The organism is Vibrio sp. Vb1166 (assembly GCF_033338695.1).
In the GTDB taxonomy this organism is placed as follows: Bacteria; Pseudomonadota; Gammaproteobacteria; order Enterobacterales; family Vibrionaceae; genus Vibrio; species Vibrio alginolyticus.
This window is the reverse complement of sequence record NZ_JAWOTE010000015.1, coordinates 39859-59088: the sequence shown is the minus strand read 5'-3', so window position 1 is coordinate 59088 and position 19230 is coordinate 39859. Positions and strand designations below refer to the sequence as shown.

The following is a 19230-nucleotide window of genomic DNA, read 5'->3' as shown; positions in this document are numbered from 1 at the left end:
TCAGTAACCGTAAAAAGAGATTCCAATCACATATTTATTGGTTATAATCCGCGCTCATTGCGTTAAACGTTGAAAAACGCAAACTAATTTTGAGAAAAAACATCTTTAAACCAACCTTCTTTGCGGCATTGCCAATAAGAGGAAAAACTGAGAATAAAAATGAGCAAGATTGATAAAGCTATGCGCATCCTGTTAGCAGGGTTCTGTATCAACCTTTGTCTTGGCATCCTGTATGCTTGGAGTGTATTCAACAAGGCACTGGTAACTGAATCAGGCTGGAGTGCTGCAGAAGCTTCTGCACCTTACGCAACTGCAACCATCACTTTCTCTATCTGTCTTCTTATTGCAGGTATTCTTCAAGACCGCATGGGCCCTCGAATGATCCTTATCCTAGGTACTGTTCTTACAGGTCTGGGCATGATCGCGTCTGGCTTTGTTGACACTCCACTCATGCTGAACATTACCTTCGGTGTGATCACAGGTGCAGGTATCGGTTTTGGTTACGCATGCCTATCACCTTCTGCGATGAAGTGGTTCCACGCTTCGAAGAAAGGTATGGTTAACGGCATTATTGCGGCAGGTTTTGGTCTAGCGGCTATTTACCTTGCGCCAGTAACTTCTGCGCTAATAGACAGCATGGGCATTCAAACTAGCTTTATGGTTCTTGGTGTTGGTATCCTAGCGATTGCGGTTCCTCTTGCAGCAACCATCAACAACCCACCAGCAGACTACACACCTGCGGAGCCTAAAGTAAAAGAAGGCCAAGCACCTAAAGCGGTGAAAAAGTCAGATGACTTAACTTGGAAAGCAATGTTGAAAACGCCACAGTTCTACTCTCTATGGATCATGTACGCGTTTGCAGCTTCTGTTGGTCTAATGATCATTGGTAACATCACGACAATCGCAAGCGTTCAAGCAAACTTGCCAAACGCGGTTTACCTAGCGTCTATTCTTGCTGTATTTAACTCTGGCGGTCGTGTTGCCGCGGGTATGCTTGCAGATAAAATCGGCGGTGTTCGTACGCTTCTACTCGCGTTCGTTCTACAAGGCGTAAACATGGTGCTGTTCGCGACGTTCGACTCTGAGTTTACACTGATCATCGGTACAGCAATCGCAGCGGTAGGTTACGGCACACTTCTAGCGGTATTCCCTACTCTAACGGCTGAGTTCTACGGTCTGAAAAACTACGGCACTAACTACGGTGTGCTTTACACAGCATGGGGTATCGGTGGTGCAATCGGCGCAGCGGTTGTTGGTTTCTCGATGACAAATGGCGACGGCTACACCTTGGCTTACACAATTTCTTCGGCAATGATGGCAGTATGTATCGTACTTGCGTTCATCACTAAGCCATTGTCTGATGCGAAAGTAGCACAGCTAAAAAACGCATAATTGCGAATTGATTTGATAGCAAAAAGGCTTAACCTATGGGTTAAGCCTTTTTTGTTATCGGTCGTTTATGGAAAGCCCTATCGAACTTGCACCAGACTACTATCTAGAGAACTTCTTTAAGCTGACTCATCACGCAGTAACTTGGTACAGCGATTTACTGACCAAGGAAGAACACGCATGGCTTTGCTCGTTTGATTCTTTGAGCAAACACGCCCAGTGCCTTTTGGTACGTTTATACAGCCGAAAGGGATGTTGGTTTCGAAGTGATAAACTGAGTTATCAAGAAATACCTTCTATCAATGAAGCGCTGGCGGAATTGAGTCAACATGAGTTTGTAGCCCTTTCCCCACCCCTTTCTCATCAAGAGTTAGCGGCCAATTTACTGACCAAACCAGAAATCTCTGCGCTTTATCCCGAACTGCCGAAATCACTCAAGAAAGACGCCCTTGTCGAACGTTTGAGTAATGCGGAATTTGATCGTATAGAGAAGCTTGAGTTTACGATCGTCAAACTCAATTCAGCTCATATGATCGACGTGTTGCTCACTCTGTTTTTTGCCAACACCCATCAAGACTTAAGTCAGTTTGTGCTTGATGACTTAGGTTTGCATCAGTTCGAGCAATATCAATTGAGTAAAGTGCGCCGTTTCTTTGATTCACGTGAGCAAATAGACCGTTTAATTGAACTAAGCCAGTTGGCCAACCTGTACTGGCAATTTGACCGAAAAGACAAAGCCAATCTCGACTTATTAATTGAGGCAATGCCTCAGCCCGTTAAACACCGTTACGTAGATCGTAAACGCGAGCACATGTTGAATGACATAGCACGTGATTACGAACGGCTTAATGATCTAGAGACCGCCCTGTCTCTATTTGGCCAAACTCAACTCACACCGAGCCGAGAACGACGCGCACGTATCTATGACAAATTAAACCATGATGATTTATTTGGTGACATTGTCACAGATATGCTTAACTCACCGATCGATGTGTCTGAGCTCGAAGTTGCACAAAAACTTGAGCAACGGTTAAAACGAAAACAAGGCGAGAAAGTGCCAAGAGTGACGAAGCCAACCTGTACGGAATACCGCCTTGAACTGGATTTATCTCAACAGAGAGTCGAACTCGCCAGCAAAGCGTATTTTGAGTCCTTAGGCTGGACTGTATTTTACGCCGAAAATGCACTGCTTAATGCATTACTTGGTCTCACTTTTTGGGATGCGATTTTCGCTCCCATCGAAGGCGCATTCATCAATGCCTATCAACATCGTCCTCTGGATTTGTACCATTCTGATTTTGTTACCAAACGCCAAGCTTTGATAGATGCGACGTTTGATATGTTGGAAACGGGCAATACTTATACGTTGTTAACTAGATACGATGAGAAGTTTGGTATCAGCAATCCATTTGTGCATTGGAGCTTAATAAGTAAAGAGCTACTCGAAATGGCACTCGATACAATCCCAACTAACATGTTGATGGCGCTATTTAAAATACAATTGAGTGACCTAAAGCTTTACCGCAATGGGATGCCTGATCTGATTGCTTTTAAAGGAAACGAGTTCGAATGGATTGAAGTAAAAGGGCCAGGCGATAAACTCCAGGATAACCAATGGCGTTGGATCAAAGAGTTTACTCGCCTTAATGTCCCGTTTGCGGTGTGTTACGTCGCAGCAACTTAACTTACTCTATATAAAGAGCTTGGTGTTTGTTCACTCAAACCGCCCCTCGGTTATCGCCCCTTGCTCTTTTTTCTAAACATTTTTTCGTTTCTTCACGATCGCTTCACGCTTCTTCACACAAAATGCGCTTCTACTCACTAAGTTGATTTGAAGAGGCAAAATAAAATGAACAAAACACTTCTTGCGTTACTTGTTACCTGCTCAGTTTCGGTATCTGCGGCTCCTTATGTAGGTCTGGAATATGGACTAGGCACCACTGACCATGATTTGGAACCTCACTTTTCAACTGACAACGTAACACTCAACCCTGAGCTTGAAGACGGTATTTTCTCAGGCTTTGTCGGTTACGCATTTAATGACAACTGGGCATTGGAACTGGGTTACAGCCAGTTTGACCTTGATGATAGTCGTTCAAAAAACCTAGGTATCAAGTCAATCGATGGCAAAGATTACCATCATGAAATGGATTGGGATGCGTCAATCAAAGCCAAGCAAGTGTCGTTGGCTCCTGTGTTTAACTATGCATTAAATGATAAATGGACAACAAAATTCAAAGCGGGTCTAACGTACACGGAATACAACGCCAAGGTTTCTAAACATCAAGAATACGAACTTGTCACGAACGACGATGTGGAAATGACCAACACGCTTTTCCATAGCGCGGAGAAAAACAACGAGCTAGGCGCAATGTTCTCAGTGGGTGCGGAATACAGAATTTTCCCGCAGCTCACCATAGGTGTAAACGCAAAATATCAACTAGACCGATACGCGAACACTGCATCCTTTAACGTAGGCACAACTTATTACTTCTAATATAAGGAGATGATAATGAAAAGAGTATTGTTAACATCCATGCTTGCCCTACTTTCAAGCTCGGTTTTCGCCGCGTTTAATGGTCCAGAAGTCAGTGCAATCAATACGGTGAAAGAGGCGCGCAACGCAACCGACGACAGCGCTGTAGTGCTAACCGGGCATATTGTTCAATCATTTGGTAACGAGACTTACTTGTTCAAAGACAACACTGGTGAGATCGAAGTAGAGATCGACAACGAAGATTGGATGGGTCAAGAAGTGACACCAAAAGATACCGTAATGATTCGAGGAGAGGTTGATTCAGATTGGACAACTACGCAAATAGACGTTGAGACCATTCAAAAACGTTAAGAAGTTGACTAATACCTCAACACAAATAACACAGCCACATTTTAGTGGCTGTGTTACGCAATAATCATGGAAAACGCTCGTTTAGCTAGTCAAGCAAGGGCAATCTTGCGGTACGACTAATCGTATACTCTTAGGCTGAACATCAAATCTAATGGTTCTCGAATGATAAGGTTCTCCATCTAAATTAAGAGGCAATGGATTCGGAAAATCTATCTCCAACCAGCTTGCTTTAGTGTACTTCACAAACTCTCCTTTCTCACTCGGGTTATTGATCTCGTCGATTACTTTAGGCAGCTCATGAGGTAAAAATGGGCGCACCAATGTTAGATCCATCATCCCATCATTAATCATCGCTTTTGGAGCTAACTCTTGCCCACCTCCAGCAAGGCGCCCATTACAAAACGCACCGAGCAACATTTCTCCCTGATACGCGCCACCTTCAATCTTTATTGTTCCGTCATATGGTTTAAAGCCAAGTGCTTTTATAACACCAGTTAACGTGTAAGCTCCGCCGCCAAGAAAGTTTTTGAGTTCAACAGGCGTTTCTGCTGTAACTTCTGCACCAAACCCTGCTGTTGCCACGTTAATAAAGCAGCGATCGTTCGCTTTGACGCAATCGACCAAAGCGGACTGCCCCTCAACAGCAAGAGATAAAGACGCCTTAATGGAATTAGGTACTTGAATAGCGGTAGCAAAGTCATTGGCGGTACCAAGGGGAATAATGGCTAACTCAGGGCGTTTTTCTTTGTCAATTTGAATAATCGCAGAAGCCGCCTCATTGACGGTCCCATCGCCACCAGCGACAACAATACGTTCAATGCCTTCATCAACCGCTTCTTTAACTAGCCGCGGCATGTCTTGAGATTCCCACGTCACACGCACCTGTACGTCGATGCCTTTTTCTCTCATTTTCATGATTGCATCTCTTAACTCTGGATTCCCAGCTTTTTTTCCGTTAAGGATGGCACGTATTGTCTTTTTCATTGCACTTCCTATTGGTTGATGACTTTTCCTGCTTGCTTAATCTGTGAACGTAACCACTGATGGGCGCTGTCGTTTGTGCGACTAGGATGCCAGATTGTACAAAGCTCATACATTTGTTCATCAAATGGCATTGATAAAGATTTAACATGATAGGTGTTATTGAACAAGTTGATCATCGACTCTGGCATTAAACCAATGTATTCACTACCACAAATAATTGGGAGCATTTCTAGTACGCCTGAGGCTCGATACTTAATCTTTCTCTTATCCAAGTCGACAATGTCATCGGCGTTTAACAAGCTCTTACGACTCTGCCACTGCGAAACCACTACGTGTTCTTCTTCAAAAAATTGTTCAGCCGTAATCTCGTCATTCAGGCGTGGATGCGCTTCGCTACATACCACCACCAAACGCTCCGTAAGTACAGTTTCCAGTTTTAACACCGTTCTTGCTCTTGGTGTGATATCAATGATCAAATCGTATCGTTGTAACCGCAGATCACTTTCAAAATCTTCCGTAAAAAGCGGATGTACTTCTAATGCAACATTTGGCGCCGACACACGGATTTGTTTCATGACTTGAGGTAGCAACTCAAAGCTTGCAACGGACACACAGGCAATAGAAAACACTCTATTCGACACTTTAGGGTCAAACTCACTAGAGGCCGATAATGTCGAAGTGAAATTTTGTACTGAAGCTAGAAGAGCAGGATAAATATCCATCGCAAACGAGGTAGGCTCGACACCTTTAACGCAACGATGAAACAATGGGTCATCGTAGATATCACGTAGCCTTGCTAGCGCTTTACTCACCGCAGGCTGGGTGATGTTTAAACGCGCCGCCGCCCGAGACAAGTTACGCTCTTCATAGATGGCAGTGAAAATGGGAATAAGATTAAGGTCGGTCGGTTTCATGCTATTAAATTTTTCAAAAGTCACTTTCTCTATTTTAATCTAACAGCATGATCCTTCACGTAGCCAAGTGCAATAAATGGGCGGTATCGCTTGTTTTAATGAGTTTTAACTCAATTTTGACGCACTTCATTCACCACATAAACTGGCACCATAGTGCAACGTAAAGCTTGACTTAGGCTTTGCCTAGGTAAGGGGTAAGAAACTCGCTGACTTCCTCGCCGCACAAACCCGTTTCTACCTCTATACCTGCTTGTTTTAGAATCTCGATACCTCGACCACTGTTGCGCGGGTCGGGGTCCAATATGGCTACGACGACTTTGCTTATGCCGGATTTGACTAATGTCACCGCGCAAGCTGGCGTGCGACCAACAAACGAACACGGTTCCAGCGTAACGTATGCCGTCACCGATTCTAACGAGCCTTGATACGCATTCAGCGCTTCCACTTCCGCGTGATTGCCACCAATCGCTTGAGTATGACCTTCAGAAACGATTTGATTGTCTTTCACTAACACGCAGCCAACCGGCGGGTTGGGTTGACATTCAGGAAGCGCATTTTTGGACACTTCCAATGCGCGGCGCATAAACTCTTGGCTCATTTGAACTCTATTCTCTAATAAAAACGAGGCGCTATATTAGCGCCCCGTTTTATTCATTGCCATCTCTTCCAATGACTTTGTCCAGTTCTGGTAACGCTCGCGGAATACGGAATTTAAAGCGTTTTTGTTTGGTCTGGACTTTGCGCCACATCGACTTCAGTAAATGAGCGCTATTTTCACCATTTTGCATTCGCGACGCACTTTTTTGCCACGATTCACTCGTATCGGCTTTGGTCATTTCTAGCTCGGCCGTATTTAAACGCAATTGTTTGTACAATATGGTCCTTGCTTCAGACCAACGTTTAGCCTTTAACAAACGGTGGAACGTCAGCCATGCTGGTGTCGGTCTGTTGCGGTAGTAACGTTTAATGGCTACCAATGAAATAATCACAAAACCCAGAAATACAAGCGTGGATACAATCCATGCAAAGTACGTTTTGATGAAGGATTTCAACGTGTGCTTCGCAGCAAATGTTTTGCCCTCTAACACCACCGTTTCCACTTGTTGAGTCTTACTATTCCACCAACGGAACTCATAATCTGGCAGGGTTAATTCACCACCTTGTTGAATCACGTACACACTCTCTTCTGTGCGTGTTGACTGGTAGTCACCACGTGTTTGCGTATCTGTCAAACGGTGCGGTTGAGGATACGCTTGGTAACGGGTTGTTGATTCTCCTTTCAACAAGTCTGGTAGCAACACAGATAGCGAATCATGAGCCAAAATGGTGATTTTACGCGTGATTGCATCCCCAACTTTGAGTGACTCAGTGGAGGTTTCCCACTCTTGTTTTACGTCTACGTGCGTTGCAGAAAACCAAGGCGTATCACCGCTCAACAATCCCGATGGCAAGACAGTTTTGAACTTAATCGGCTGCGTATAAAGTGTGCCTGACACCTTCTCGCCATCCGGCGCCGACACCTGAACGCCCACAGCGACAGGTGGAATCACAAAATCACCAGATGCTTGTGGATACAAAGTCACTTCCCAGCGTTGACGCGACCAAGTTTGTCCCTCTTTTTGCTCAGTAAAGTTGGTTGCTAGTTGATTACGCTGTTTGGCGATAACATTGGGTATTTCAATATTGCCAATTCTCGTACCACCCGTAAACCAACGCGGCGTTGCCACTTCGATGGTTAAAATAACTTGCTCATTGACGCTAAAACTTGGTGTTTTACGCTTCTCTCCAGCCGTTGGTTGTTTACCAACCCACGCTTGTAACTCAACACCATGCTCTCGTTGAACGTCACGAATATCTTGAGCCAACACACTACTGCTCAGGAGGAAACCGAAACAGATAACTAACCACAAGGGTAAAGCAAAGGGCGTAAAACGGTGGCTTTTCATCATTGCACCGCCTCCTCTGTATTTTCGTTCGCAGTAGAAGTTGATTCTCCGGTTTCTATTGAACGCAATTGAATCTGAAACTTCGCATTTAAGAAGTATTTAGGATCCGCTTCGACTCGCTTTAACCATTTGTCGGCTAATTCTTGGCTACCTAAGATGTCGTCTGCACTTAACGTCTCTTTAATCATCAACTCCGCTGACGTTTTTTCATCCGCCCCTTCTGCGGTTTGAGGGTTGTCGCCTAGCTCGGTTGACGCCTCTTGCTCTGTTCCGGCTTGACTTTCACTCATCTGATTTATCTCATCGACGATGCCAGCAATCACTTTCAAGTTGTGCTCAACATCAGGTCTTAACGACTCGCTCAACGTGGGCTTACTGGCTAGGGATTTTAACAAGTCACGAGCAGCCAAATATTCTCGCTGACGCGCCAATGCGCTCGCCGCATTGTAAAGACCGTAATCTCTAACCTCTTCGGACGGGTCGTTTTGCATTTCCAAAAACGCACTGTGCGCGAGCTCAAACTCGCTAGCGTAGTAGTACGCCGTGCCTTTACGTAATGGATCGACAAAGTGTTTTGCAGCTTCTAAATACGCTTGTTGGTTGAACAAACGCTGTCCTTGTTGATCTGGCGTTAGCCACAAATCCCACCACCATTGCGCCACCTTGTCGAAAGCCGTCACTTTTTGCACAACTTGTGGCTGCTCGGCTTTAACTGAAATGTTCTCGGCCAATGCACTTGTTGGCATCAATAACGTGCCGCTCACCATTACAATCACGCACCACTGCACTAACCACCCTTTTCTAAACCACAGCATCATGATCAGCGCGATTGGGAACAGAATTTGATACCCCATGTCTTTCCAAGGCATTGAAGATTCGCCATTAAGCTGCATATTGCGCTCAACGTATCGATTCAGTTGCTCGATATCACTATTATCGACGGTCACTTCCACCAATCGACCGTTAGCCTGACTAGCCAGTTCTTGTAGAGAATCCAAATCCATTGGGTTGTTACTCACAATGTCAGCATTCCCTGCCGCAAGAATTAACAGTTGATAAGATTTGCCCGAGAAATACGCTTGGTATTGCTCAATCGTGGCTGGATTAACGCCATCACTCACCAACAGAACGGTAGAGCCTGGTTGACCTTGCAATTGTTGGTCAATTAACGGCAAGGCTTTTTCGGCAAGCTTACCTTGCACGGGCATAATTTCTGGCGTAATGGCCGCCAAAAACGGGTCAAATACTTTACTGTCTTGAGTTATAGGCATCGCGACATGAGCACTGCCCGCAAACACGACTAATCCCGTTTTTCCGCCTTTTCGCACGGCTAGCAAATCGCGTATTTTCTGTTTGGAACGCTCAAGGCGGTTTGGTGGGAGATCTTTTTGCAGCATCGATTCGCTGTTATCAAGCACCACCAGCAGAGAGGCTTTATCTTCGCCAAAGGGGGAAGATTCACGTTGCCACGTTGGGCCTGCACAAATCACAATGGCGATGAACACAATCAGCATCAAGAGCTTAAGCGGCAGTTGCTTACGCCAACCTCGCTCACCTATCGTCAAAGCATTGCGTAAATGTTCGGGCAGAATATCCTTCCAGCTTGGCTTGCTTTCTTCTCGCCAGCGTAACCACACCAAGAAAAACATGGGGACCAAAGCCAGTAACCACAGTGGTCGAATAAAATGAAACTGCGTAAAGAATTGCGTCCAACTAAGAGAATCAAACATCGCTATCTCCTAATGATGATCGTGTAACAGTCCTTCTTTTGAGTGTTGCGACGCTGAACGCGAGCAAATGCATGATGACCACTAACGCCATCAAGTAATGATGAAGGCTTTGTTTTGGGCGGTATGTGGTGCTTTCGTAAAGTTGAGGTTCCAGTTTGCCAATTTCGTCGTAGGCAGCCGATAGTTCATCACGGTTGAGTGCTTCAAACGCTTCACCGCCGGATTCTTTCGCAATGCGATGAATCGTGTCCATATCCAACGCGGTTTCACCTATCGTTTCCGGATCGCCCATCGCAATGACGTGTACTCTCACGCCTTTGGCTTTCGCAACTTTCGCCGCATCAATCGGTTCAACAAAACTGCCCGTGTCGTTACCATCGGTTAATACAATCGCGACTTTTTCACGGTTTTGGTCTTGTTCTAAAGCACCACGCGACTGATCGCTTTGCTCAAAAACTTTAATCGCTAAGCCAATCGCATCACCAAGATGGGTACTCTGCCCTGCCATTGCCACATCGGTTTGGTTAAGCAGTTCGAGCCACACTTTTTGGTCTGCGGTAAATGGCGTTTGCACGAAAGCAGCATCACCAAAAAGCACCAAGCCTAATCGGTCACCTTTACGAGACTGAACAAACTCCGACAGCACTTCTTTTGCCGCATCAAGACGAGAAATTTTTTCGCCTGTACGTGAGGTGAAATCTGGCTCGGCCATGGAGCCCGAAAGATCCACCACCACCATCACATCGCGGCCTAAACTCTCGCGAACTTGAGGCTCGCCTAACACGGTGGGTTTTGCCATCGCACACACCACCAAAAGCCATGAAAGAATTAACGTTGCTCGTTGCCACCAACTCGGGGTCAACTGGCTTGCACCTTCTGATGGCGTCTCGCCAATCGCTTCCACCAGCTGACTAAAAAACGGCACTTTGATCGCCATTTGCTTAGTGCGATATGCGGGCACCAAGTAGTACACCACCAACGGCAAGGGCAAAACCAGAAACCACATTGGGTGAGCAAATTCAAAACCTGACAAACCAGTTATCGATGCAAGAAGATCATTCATGTTGACCTCCCTGATGTGCTTTGCGTTTCAATCGTGGTGATTTATTTGCCGCGCTTTTTTGAGCATCACAACGGTGCTCACTCACCCAGTTTTTCGCACGAGCAATAAGCGTTACTCGCTCTTCGTTGGTTAGCGTAACGCTTGGGTCAACAATACTTTGTAGCCAGCACTTTGAAAGCTCATCGTTAAAAACCATTTGCGAGTTTGCTTGAGAATCTTCGGTTTGCGGATACAGCGCATCGAGCTTGCGCAGAAAGGCGGTATCAAACAATTTCGCGTTGCGGCTATCAATATGAATCAGCACTACTTTAAGCACAGAGAACAATACTTTTGGCATGTCTTTGTCGCTCGATTTGATTTGCGAAATCGCCAGTAGAGCTTCTTTTCGGTAACGATTATGCCACCATTGCCGAGCCAATCGATATACGACATACACCAATGCAATGAGCACAACCGCCGCTAAAATTTTCCAGCCAATAGTTTGCGGGTACCAACTCACGCTAGATGGTACAGCCACATCATGCAGCTCTCTGAGTATGTAGGTACTCGGAGGCGTAGGAAGATCACTCATTTAACGCCCTCCTACCAGTTTTTGGAATTGTTTAATGTGCTCACCTGTCGTATCGAGTTCGATGTGCGGAAGGTGTTTCATCGCCATAAGTTGAGAGAGTGATTGACGCTGTAAGCTAGTTCGAGCCTCAAGCTTTGCGCTCGCAGCTTCTACCTTTGCGTTGCTGTCTAAATTGAGTTGATACTGCCCATCACCAACCACCCATTTCGATTTTGCCAAATCGTCTGGTAGCGCTTGTTCTAATGGGTCACTGACCATCACAGCAAGAACATCGTTGTGCTGTTGTAGCTGTTTAAGGTGATCAAGGTGGTGCTCCTCGCAGTCGCTCCAGTCGCTGATAAAAATCAAAGTGGATTGCTTGAGCTTCATGCGTTTAATAAGCTCAATCCATTGACTGAACGTTACTTTTTCGGAGTTGCGGGAGTCCACATTGAGCGATTGATTGGCTTTAGCGAGACGTTTAAGTTGCGCCAGAAGATCGTTTTGCGAACGCTGTGCCTTGCTGTGAAACAACGCCTGCTGGGATGCGATGACAAAACCGACTCGGTCGCCATCTTTTAATACTCGCCACCCACACATCGCTGCGATCTCTGCCGCGACAACTGATTTCATTACTTGCGTCGAAGCAAAAAACATTGTGCTTCTCTGGTCGACACACACGATTACGTTGCGATCTTTTTCTTCTGTATAGCTGCGCACGTGCGGCTTACCTGTACGCATCGTAACTTTCCAATCAAGGTTACGAATATCGTCACCCAATTGGTAATGGCGCAGCTCTTCGAAGTTCAATCCACGACCGCGAAACAACGAATTGTGTCGGCCAGAGAGTACGCTACCCGCTTTTAGATGAGGAAGTAAACTGAATGATTCTGCTTGTGCTTGCAGACGTACTAAACGAGCATAATCGCAGTACAAACGGGGATCCATCCCCTGTGATTTTGGCGCAAGAGTTGGCTTAGCCATAATGCCTCCCACTTACCCAATTTCTACACAATCTAGCAGCTCTTGTACGACTCGTTGATGATCGACTCCGTCTGCTAGTGCGTCGTAGGTCAAAGAAAAACGGTGGCCCAATACAGACGGAACCATGGCACGCACATCGTCAGGAGTCACATGGTCACGTCCTTGCATCCACGCATACGCACGAGCGCATTTGTCGAGTGCGATGGAAGCACGAGGACTAGAGCCAATCTCAATCCATTTTGCTAAGTTTGAATCGGCATAACGCTCTGGCTTACGAGTCGCCATCACTAACGCAACGATGTAGTTTTCCACTAGGTCCGATACCACGATGTTTGGTAACTGACGGCGCGCTTCTAGCACCACGTCTGGCTCAATGTGTTTTGGCGTAATAATTTCGCTGCTGGTTTCCGCACCCAATTCTTCACTGCGCACCAAACGAATGATGTCACGTTCGGCGTCATCTTCTGGATAATCGACGGTAACCTTCATGATAAAGCGGTCCATTTGCGCTTCTGGCAGTGGGTACGTGCCCTCTTGCTCTACTGGGTTTTGCGTTGCAAGCACCATAAATAAGTCCGGCAATACGTGAGTTTTATCGCCTACCGTGATTGTGCCTTCGGCCATGGCTTCAAGCAGTGCCGCTTGTACTTTGGCTGGTGCACGGTTGACCTCATCAGCAAGTACAATGCTGTTAAAAATGGGCCCAGGTTGAAAGTGGAGTTGCGGCTTACCATCCAGCTCTTGATAAACCTCAGTACCCGTCACGTCAGATGGTAAAAGGTCCGGCGTAAACTGGATTCGACCAAAACTGGTGTTTAACAAGTTCGCCAACGATTTTACGGAACGTGTTTTTGCCGTTCCCGGTAAACCTTCTAGCAGAATATGCCCATTTGTTAATAACCCGATGACTAAAGCTCGAACCACGTGGCTTTGTCCAATGACGCTTTTTTCTGTTTGTTCGATGAGTTCTTTTATCGCTTGTTGTGCGTGGTTCATAGGATACCTTTTCAATGGTTTAAGCCGTCTTTTCGATAGTTAAGTATAAGAACAAATGAAATAACTTAAGGTTATATTCACTATGTTATCTTTGCGGTTCTTGAGATTGGAGAAGTTGTGCAAGACCAACCAACATCGGTAACGCATAATCAAAGAACATTTTGATTCCCGAACACAAATAGTTTAGACCACTCTCACCATTCGGCGTTTTGATCAAACGGTTTTTTGGGCACTCACCCCAACAATAAGGCAAGTAAGGGCATTGCTTACAATACGTCGGCAATGAATCGCGTTTTGCCATGCCAAAAGTATATTGTCTTGTAGAGAAGGCCATTTCATTCAGTGAGTGTTCATGAATGTTGGCGAGTTTGTATTCTGGATACACATAGTGGTCGCAACTGAACACGTCGCCATTGTGCTCAATCGCCAACCCTTTGCCACAAAACTCCGCCGTCACGCAAAGCTGAGACGGTTTCCCCATTACTTGCGCCACCGCGGTTTCAAACAGATTAACCAGCACACGGCCAAGATCGTTATTCACCCACTCTTCAAAGGTCGCCATTAAAAAGCGTCCCCAGTCTTCAGGATCGACTGACCAATCCGTTACAATCGACATTGGATGCCCCGGTTTAGCCAGATCACTGCCTTTAGTTGGGATCATCTGTTCGTTCCAAAACTGCGGCGCGGTTGTTTGGAAGTTGTTGGCTTCTACCACCGGCGCAAACTGAATATAAGTCACACCCAATTCTTGGGTTAAAAATCGATATACTTCGAGCGGGTATTTCGCATTGTGACGATTCACCGTGACCAACGCGTTGAATTTCACGCCATGCGCTTTGAGCTTATCTACCGCTTTCATCACGAGATCAAACGTTGGCTTACCGCTGCGGGTTTTGCGATATTTGTCGTGCAGCTCTCGTGGTCCATCAATCGACAAGCCAACTAGGAAGTTGTGCTCTTTTAAAAACGCACACCACTCATCGTTTAGCAAAATGCCGTTGGTCTGAAGGTCGTTTTCAATGCGAACGCCTTTCGGCTGATATTTCTTTTGCAAAGCTACGACATTGCGGAAATAGTCCAACCCAAGCAGCGTCGGCTCCCCGCCCTGCCATGAGAATACAATTTCTTCGCCATCCTGACTTTCGATATAGCTTTTCACGAACGCTTCCAGTGTTGCGTCGTCCATTTTTGGCTGCTTTTCTTGGTGCAGTAGATTTTCTTTATGCAGATAAAAGCAGTACTGACAATCGATGTTGCACTTTGCTCCACCTGGCTTTGCCATCACATGGAATCGACGGTCATACGCGCCCAGAACAGGCGCTTTAGACGCCGTTTTAAGAGGAACAATAGGCATAGTAGTAGAATGGCGAGGGGAAATCTTACTCATACGTTTCTCACTATTACATATACCCAAATAACCTCGTGAGCGCTGTACAGCAAAAGTGAAGCTATTTGGGTATATAGCGCTCCAAAAAGCGCTATATAATCTTAATTTACTTAGAAGACTTAGGTACGAACGAACCTGCTTCCATACGAGGCGGGAATTCTTTGAATGTACCCATCACCTCTTTCACTGTATCCATTGCTGGCATCATTAAGAATGAACGCTCGTACATCCAACGAGAATAACCCATGCCTTGATCGCCTCGTTCAAATGGATCAATGCTCAAGTCAAAGATCAGTGGCACACGAAGTTTAGTGAACGGCTTACGCCATACATCCATACCCGTTTCATTCTCTTGAATCATAAAGTGGAACTTGTACTTTCCTTGGCGCAATGCCACAAGATCGCCGTCGTCGCTCCAGTAAACGAACTCATTTCGTGCGGATTTGTCTGACTTACCCGTTAAATATGGCAGTTGGTTGTAACCGTCTAGGTGAACTTTGTAGTCCATATCGCCAACTTTTTTGCCTTTTAGCAGTTCGTCTTTAACTTTGGTATCACCTGCCGCAGCAACTAGTGTCGGGAAAAAGTCCTCTAATGACATCATGCCGTTGAATGTTTTACCTGCCTCAATTTTTCCAGGCCATTTAATCAACATTGGCACACGGAAACTCCCTTCCCAGCCAGTGTTTTTCTCTGAGCGGAACGGTGTCATCCCTGCATCCGGCCACAAATCAACCATAGGGCCGTTGTCAGTGGTGTAAACAATGATTGTATTGTCATCCACACCTAACTCTTTGATCTTGTTAAGTAGCTGACCGATTTGGTCATCGTGCTGCTTAACACCATCCGCGTAGAAACCGGCACCTGTTTTACCTTGGTATTCTTCAGGAACATGTGTGAAGTTGTGCATGCGAGTGGTGTTAAACCAAGTAAAGAACGGCTTGTCCGCTTTTACTTGCTTTTCTATGAAGCTCTCTGCGGCATCAAGAAACTCACCATCAACATTTTCCATACGCTTACGCGTTAGTGGACCGGTATCTTCGATTTTGCCGTCAGCGTAAGAATGGATAACGCCACGAGGGCCAAATTTCTTCTTGAACTCCGGATCTTTAGGGTAATCCACGTTCTCTGGCTCTTCTTCTGCGTTCAAGTGGTATAGGTTGCCGAAGAATTCATCAAAACCGTGGTTGGTAGGAAGATGCTCGTCTCGGTCACCTAAATGGTTCTTACCAAATTGTCCGGTTGCGTAACCCATTTGTTTAAGCACGGTTGCAATCGTCGGATCTTTTTCCGAGATACCTTCCGGAGCGCCTGGTAAGCCCACTTTTGATAGACCTGTACGTTTTGGCATTTGACCAGTGATGAATGCAGAACGGCCTGCTGTCGAGCTTTGCTGTGCGTAGAAGTTAGTGAACTTCGCACCTTCTTTAGCAATGCTATCGATGTTTGGCGTGTTGTACGCCATCATGCCTTGGTTATAGGTACTAAGGTTCCAGTAACCAACATCATCACCAAAGATGACAAGAATGTTGGGTTTGTCCGCTGCATGTGCAACTGCAGATGCAGCGCCCAAAGCTAACGTACATGCGTTAAGTACGAGTTTTTTACTGCTCGTTTTGGTCGCATTTTTCATATTATCTCCAAGAGTTCGCTAGTGCGTAAAAAACGGTATTCGCTTTTCAATACCATTGTTGATATAAGATAAAGCACTAATTTCAGGCGATAAATGCAGTCAAAATTAGTTAACCTATAAATTAAATTTATGAGTGACGTTATGGACTTGAATTTGATCCAAACTTTTCTTGTTGTTGCGGAGTTTCAATCTTATACAAAAGCCGCGGAACAATTAGGGCTTACACAACCTGCTGTGAGCGCTGCAATAAAGCGTTTAGAGCAAGTCGTAGATAAGCAATTATTCGTTAAAAAAGGACGAGGTATCGCACTAACCTCCACCGCTTATCAATTACTGCCGCAATTCCAGCAAGCGGTTAGTATTATTGACAATGCGATATCTGATAGAAATCATTTTGAAGTGTGTTGTTCGGAAATTTTGTTGCACATTATGGACCCGATAAAGAACACTATTTTTTATGAATCACCACCCGAAAAATTCCTATTATTTGAGCTGTTAAGACAACAAAAAGTCGATCTAGTAATCGATACGGTGATCACGAAAGATGCAGCGTTTATTATTGAAGATGCCTATGAGGAAGAAGCCGTGGTTATCTGTCGTGAGAACCATCCCCGTGTACACGGCACGCTCACAAAAGAGCAATTTTATGAGGAAACTCACTGTTTATTTTCAGGAAAATGGAACAACATGTCGGGGTTCGAGCAACTAGCAAAGGAAACAATTCAAGAAAGAAAAGTCGACTTGATCACATCTTCGCTAGCGGGCATGGCGCTGTATGTCGCCCAAAGAGACAGTTTAGGGATCGTTTCTCAATCTTTTGCAAACAAGTGGAGCAAAGCGCTCAAACTTCAAATTTTGCCCTGCCCCATTTCGATACGCTCTATCCCTTACAAGTTCGTTTACCATAAGCGAGAGGTAAACAACCCAGCCCACATCGCTCTACGTGAAAAAATCAAAGCCAACTTAACGGCAGCCCACTACGAACCAATTTGTTTATAACTCTTGTCAATTGAAGCGTTAGGCGTTTTCGTCATCAAGCTTTCTACAAACCTGAATAGATAGAATTTTACAGATAAAAAAGAGGCTCACGTTAATGAGCCTCTCTCTATATGTGATACTTCACTTAGCTTTTCCTACTTATTTGGGTTCTCTTTTAGTTTCTCCATCACTTGATCGAGCGAGAAGCTTGCTGCTTTTTGCCTTGGTGGGAACTCTTTAAACGTTTCAAGGAATCTGCCTACGTAAGCTTGCGCAGGAACAAGCATGTAAGCACGGTCTAGCATCCAATCGTAGTAAGTGTTAGAAGTGATATCAGCCACTTCGTAAGGATCCATACGCAAGTTGAAGATCTTAGGAACACGAAGTGTGGTGAATGGTTCAGCCCAAATACGCAACGTGCCTTTTGCTCGTTGCTCCATAAAGACCAGCTTCCATTTGTTATAGCGAAGTGCAGTTAAGTCTCCATCATCTGAGAAGTAAAAAATTTCTTCTCGTGGGGCCTTATCCTCTTTACCAGTCAAATATGGTAGGAAGTTATAGCCGTCTAGGTGAACTTTGAATTTCTTACCATTCGCACTATAACCTTTGAGCAATTTCTCTTTGATATTGTCATCACCCGCGGCAGCAACAAACGTTGGCATCCAGTCCATGTGATGCATGATATCATTCGAAACAGAGCCAGCTTTAATTTTACCTGGCCAACGTACCATCGCAGGAACTCGGTACGCACCTTCCCAGTTGGTATTTTTCTCTCCACGGAATGGCGTTGTACCTGCATCTGGCCACGAGTTCATGTGTGGGCCATTATCGGTGGAGTAAAAGACGATTGTGTTGTCTTTAATACCCAAATCATCCACTTTTTTCAGTAGCTGACCTACATGGTTATCATGCTCGACCATACCATCTGCATACTCGCTGATACCTGTTTTTCCAGAGTTCTCTTCTTTCACATGAGTACGGAAGTGCATACGAGTTGCGTTCCACCAGACAAAGAAAGGTTTTTCAGCCTTGACGGCACGATCCATAAAGTCGAGTGCCGCATCTAACGTCTCTTCATCCACGGTTTCCATGCGCTTGCGAGTTAGAGGCCCTGTATCTTCAATTTTGCCATCAGCGTACGAACGGATAACGCCGCGCGGACCGAACTTTTTACGAAACTCAGGATCTTTAGGATAATCGACGTTTTCTGGCTCCTCCTCGGCGTTCAAGTGATAAAGGTTGCCAAAAAATTCATCGAAGCCGTGATTAGTAGGAAGGTGCTCATCTTTATCACCTAAGTGGTTTTTACCAAATTGCCCTGTCATATAGCCCATCGGCTTCAGCATTTCGGCAATGGTTGCGTCCTCTTCCTTCAAGCCAAGATCAGCACCTGGAAGCCCCACTTTACTCAAACCTGTTCTAAGAACGGTTTGGCCCGTAATGAAAGTAGAACGGCCCGCTGTACAAGATTGCTCACCGTAATAGTCAGTGAACATCATGCCTTCTTTGGCGATACTGTCTATATTTGGTGTTTTGTACCCCATCAAGCCAAACGTGTAAGCACTGAGATTGGACTGGCCAATATCATCACCCCAAATGACGAGAATATTTGGTTTCTCTGCTGCGATACTGCTACTTGTCGCACCGATTAAAGCGGCGGCAAGAATCGCTAATCGGCGTTTAACGCCATATTTCGCTGTCATATAAACCTCTGTGTGTATTAGAAAAGTGCTTCCTGCAACAGAATGTATAGTTCACAAATGGCGGATAAGCGAATTTACTAAATGAGAATTCTTTCTATCTTTGCCTAACATTACACCGTTATTTG

The 19230-nt window shown here is 45.3% G+C and carries 17 protein-coding genes; 5 read left to right on the top strand and 12 right to left on the bottom strand.

Annotated features, from left to right (window positions below; translation table 11 throughout):
- Positions 1-159 precede the first annotated feature (159 nt).
- The 4 genes from R7E51_RS15585 (at position 160) to R7E51_RS15570 (ending at position 4237) form a co-directional block, all read left to right on the top strand.
- Positions 160-1392 carry an L-lactate MFS transporter gene (locus R7E51_RS15585; protein ID WP_053303514.1) on the top strand — a complete coding sequence of 411 codons (1233 nt, stop codon included), beginning with the start codon at positions 160-162 and terminating at the stop codon, positions 1390-1392.
- Between the two features lie 67 nt (positions 1393-1459).
- A complete protein-coding gene (locus R7E51_RS15580; RefSeq protein WP_115386607.1) occupies positions 1460-3073 on the top strand; it encodes a VRR-NUC domain-containing protein in 1614 nt (537 codons plus the stop codon).
- A 165-nt stretch (positions 3074-3238) separates the two neighbouring features.
- Complete coding sequence (locus R7E51_RS15575) at positions 3239-3886, top strand: AcfA family outer membrane beta-barrel protein (protein ID WP_005376538.1); 648 nt, start codon at positions 3239-3241, stop codon at positions 3884-3886.
- A gap of 15 nt (positions 3887-3901) precedes the next feature.
- Positions 3902-4237, top strand: coding sequence for a YgiW/YdeI family stress tolerance OB fold protein (locus R7E51_RS15570; protein ID WP_005376539.1), 336 nt, complete (start codon positions 3902-3904; stop codon positions 4235-4237).
- An 81-nt stretch (positions 4238-4318) separates the two neighbouring features.
- On the opposite strand, the gene yegS is transcribed toward R7E51_RS15570, so the two are convergent.
- From yegS to R7E51_RS15515, 11 genes are all read right to left on the bottom strand, one after another.
- Entirely contained in the window at positions 4319-5221 is a 903-nt protein-coding gene (gene yegS, locus R7E51_RS15565) for a lipid kinase YegS (RefSeq protein ID WP_005376540.1), read from the bottom strand.
- A gap of 8 nt (positions 5222-5229) precedes the next feature.
- The gene (locus R7E51_RS15560) at positions 5230-6135 is read right to left on the bottom strand and encodes a LysR family transcriptional regulator (RefSeq protein ID WP_005376541.1); all 906 of its coding nucleotides are present in this window, start codon (positions 6133-6135) and stop codon (positions 5230-5232) included.
- 172 nt (positions 6136-6307) lie between these two features.
- Positions 6308-6733: a bifunctional diaminohydroxyphosphoribosylaminopyrimidine deaminase/5-amino-6-(5-phosphoribosylamino)uracil reductase RibD gene (locus R7E51_RS15555; RefSeq protein WP_005376542.1), complete on the bottom strand. Its 426-nt coding sequence runs from the start codon at positions 6731-6733 to the stop codon at positions 6308-6310.
- 49 nt (positions 6734-6782) lie between these two features.
- Positions 6783-8084 (bottom strand): BatD family protein, encoded by a 1302-nt coding sequence (locus R7E51_RS15550; RefSeq protein ID WP_025767853.1) that lies wholly within the window; start codon positions 8082-8084, stop codon positions 6783-6785.
- Positions 8081-9811, bottom strand: coding sequence for a vWA domain-containing protein (locus R7E51_RS15545; RefSeq protein ID WP_206954607.1), 1731 nt, complete (start codon positions 9809-9811; stop codon positions 8081-8083). Before R7E51_RS15545 ends, R7E51_RS15550 begins: the two co-directional genes overlap by 4 nt.
- Entirely contained in the window at positions 9804-10874 is a 1071-nt protein-coding gene (locus tag R7E51_RS15540; protein WP_206957738.1) for a vWA domain-containing protein, read from the bottom strand. The genes R7E51_RS15545 and R7E51_RS15540 overlap by 8 nt, the downstream gene beginning before the upstream one ends.
- The gene (locus R7E51_RS15535) at positions 10867-11445 is read right to left on the bottom strand and encodes a DUF4381 domain-containing protein (RefSeq protein ID WP_005376546.1); all 579 of its coding nucleotides are present in this window, start codon (positions 11443-11445) and stop codon (positions 10867-10869) included. The genes R7E51_RS15540 and R7E51_RS15535 overlap by 8 nt, the downstream gene beginning before the upstream one ends.
- Positions 11446-12408 carry a DUF58 domain-containing protein gene (locus R7E51_RS15530; protein ID WP_005376547.1) on the bottom strand — a complete coding sequence of 321 codons (963 nt, stop codon included), beginning with the start codon at positions 12406-12408 and terminating at the stop codon, positions 11446-11448. It lies immediately after the preceding gene.
- Between the two features lie 12 nt (positions 12409-12420).
- A complete protein-coding gene (locus R7E51_RS15525) occupies positions 12421-13404 on the bottom strand; it encodes an AAA family ATPase (RefSeq protein ID WP_005376549.1) in 984 nt (327 codons plus the stop codon).
- Between the two features lie 85 nt (positions 13405-13489).
- Positions 13490-14791 (bottom strand): anaerobic sulfatase maturase, encoded by a 1302-nt coding sequence (locus tag R7E51_RS15520; protein WP_033906479.1) that lies wholly within the window; start codon positions 14789-14791, stop codon positions 13490-13492.
- Between the two features lie 106 nt (positions 14792-14897).
- On the bottom strand, positions 14898-16424 hold the full coding sequence (locus R7E51_RS15515) for an arylsulfatase (protein WP_017635363.1): 1527 nt from the start codon (positions 16422-16424) through the stop codon (positions 14898-14900).
- Between the two features lie 141 nt (positions 16425-16565).
- On the opposite strand from R7E51_RS15515, the gene R7E51_RS15510 reads away from it, so the two are divergent.
- On the top strand, positions 16566-17423 hold the full coding sequence (locus R7E51_RS15510) for a LysR family transcriptional regulator (protein ID WP_005376559.1): 858 nt from the start codon (positions 16566-16568) through the stop codon (positions 17421-17423).
- Positions 17424-17557: 134 nt separating this feature from the next.
- Here the strand turns inward: R7E51_RS15510 and R7E51_RS15505 are convergent, their stop codons facing one another.
- The gene (locus R7E51_RS15505) at positions 17558-19105 is read right to left on the bottom strand and encodes an arylsulfatase (protein WP_005376560.1); all 1548 of its coding nucleotides are present in this window, start codon (positions 19103-19105) and stop codon (positions 17558-17560) included.
- Positions 19106-19230: the final 125 nt, after the last annotated feature.

Coding starts and splice junctions, on each gene's coding strand:
- R7E51_RS15585 (WP_053303514.1), top strand. CDS start 160: ATGAGCAAGATTGATAAAGCTATGCGCATCCTGTTAGCAGGGTTCTGT.
- R7E51_RS15580 (WP_115386607.1), top strand. CDS start 1,460: ATGGAAAGCCCTATCGAACTTGCACCAGACTACTATCTAGAGAACTTC.
- R7E51_RS15575 (WP_005376538.1), top strand. CDS start 3,239: ATGAACAAAACACTTCTTGCGTTACTTGTTACCTGCTCAGTTTCGGTA.
- R7E51_RS15570 (WP_005376539.1), top strand. CDS start 3,902: ATGAAAAGAGTATTGTTAACATCCATGCTTGCCCTACTTTCAAGCTCG.
- yegS (WP_005376540.1), bottom strand. CDS start 5,221: ATGAAAAAGACAATACGTGCCATCCTTAACGGAAAAAAAGCTGGGAAT.
- R7E51_RS15560 (WP_005376541.1), bottom strand. CDS start 6,135: ATGAAACCGACCGACCTTAATCTTATTCCCATTTTCACTGCCATCTAT.
- R7E51_RS15555 (WP_005376542.1), bottom strand. CDS start 6,733: ATGAGCCAAGAGTTTATGCGCCGCGCATTGGAAGTGTCCAAAAATGCG.
- R7E51_RS15550 (WP_025767853.1), bottom strand. CDS start 8,084: ATGATGAAAAGCCACCGTTTTACGCCCTTTGCTTTACCCTTGTGGTTA.
- R7E51_RS15545 (WP_206954607.1), bottom strand. CDS start 9,811: ATGTTTGATTCTCTTAGTTGGACGCAATTCTTTACGCAGTTTCATTTT.
- R7E51_RS15540 (WP_206957738.1), bottom strand. CDS start 10,874: ATGAATGATCTTCTTGCATCGATAACTGGTTTGTCAGGTTTTGAATTT.
- R7E51_RS15535 (WP_005376546.1), bottom strand. CDS start 11,445: ATGAGTGATCTTCCTACGCCTCCGAGTACCTACATACTCAGAGAGCTG.
- R7E51_RS15530 (WP_005376547.1), bottom strand. CDS start 12,408: ATGGCTAAGCCAACTCTTGCGCCAAAATCACAGGGGATGGATCCCCGT.
- R7E51_RS15525 (WP_005376549.1), bottom strand. CDS start 13,404: ATGAACCACGCACAACAAGCGATAAAAGAACTCATCGAACAAACAGAA.
- R7E51_RS15520 (WP_033906479.1), bottom strand. CDS start 14,791: ATGAGTAAGATTTCCCCTCGCCATTCTACTACTATGCCTATTGTTCCT.
- R7E51_RS15515 (WP_017635363.1), bottom strand. CDS start 16,424: ATGAAAAATGCGACCAAAACGAGCAGTAAAAAACTCGTACTTAACGCA.
- R7E51_RS15510 (WP_005376559.1), top strand. CDS start 16,566: ATGGACTTGAATTTGATCCAAACTTTTCTTGTTGTTGCGGAGTTTCAA.
- R7E51_RS15505 (WP_005376560.1), bottom strand. CDS start 19,105: ATGACAGCGAAATATGGCGTTAAACGCCGATTAGCGATTCTTGCCGCC.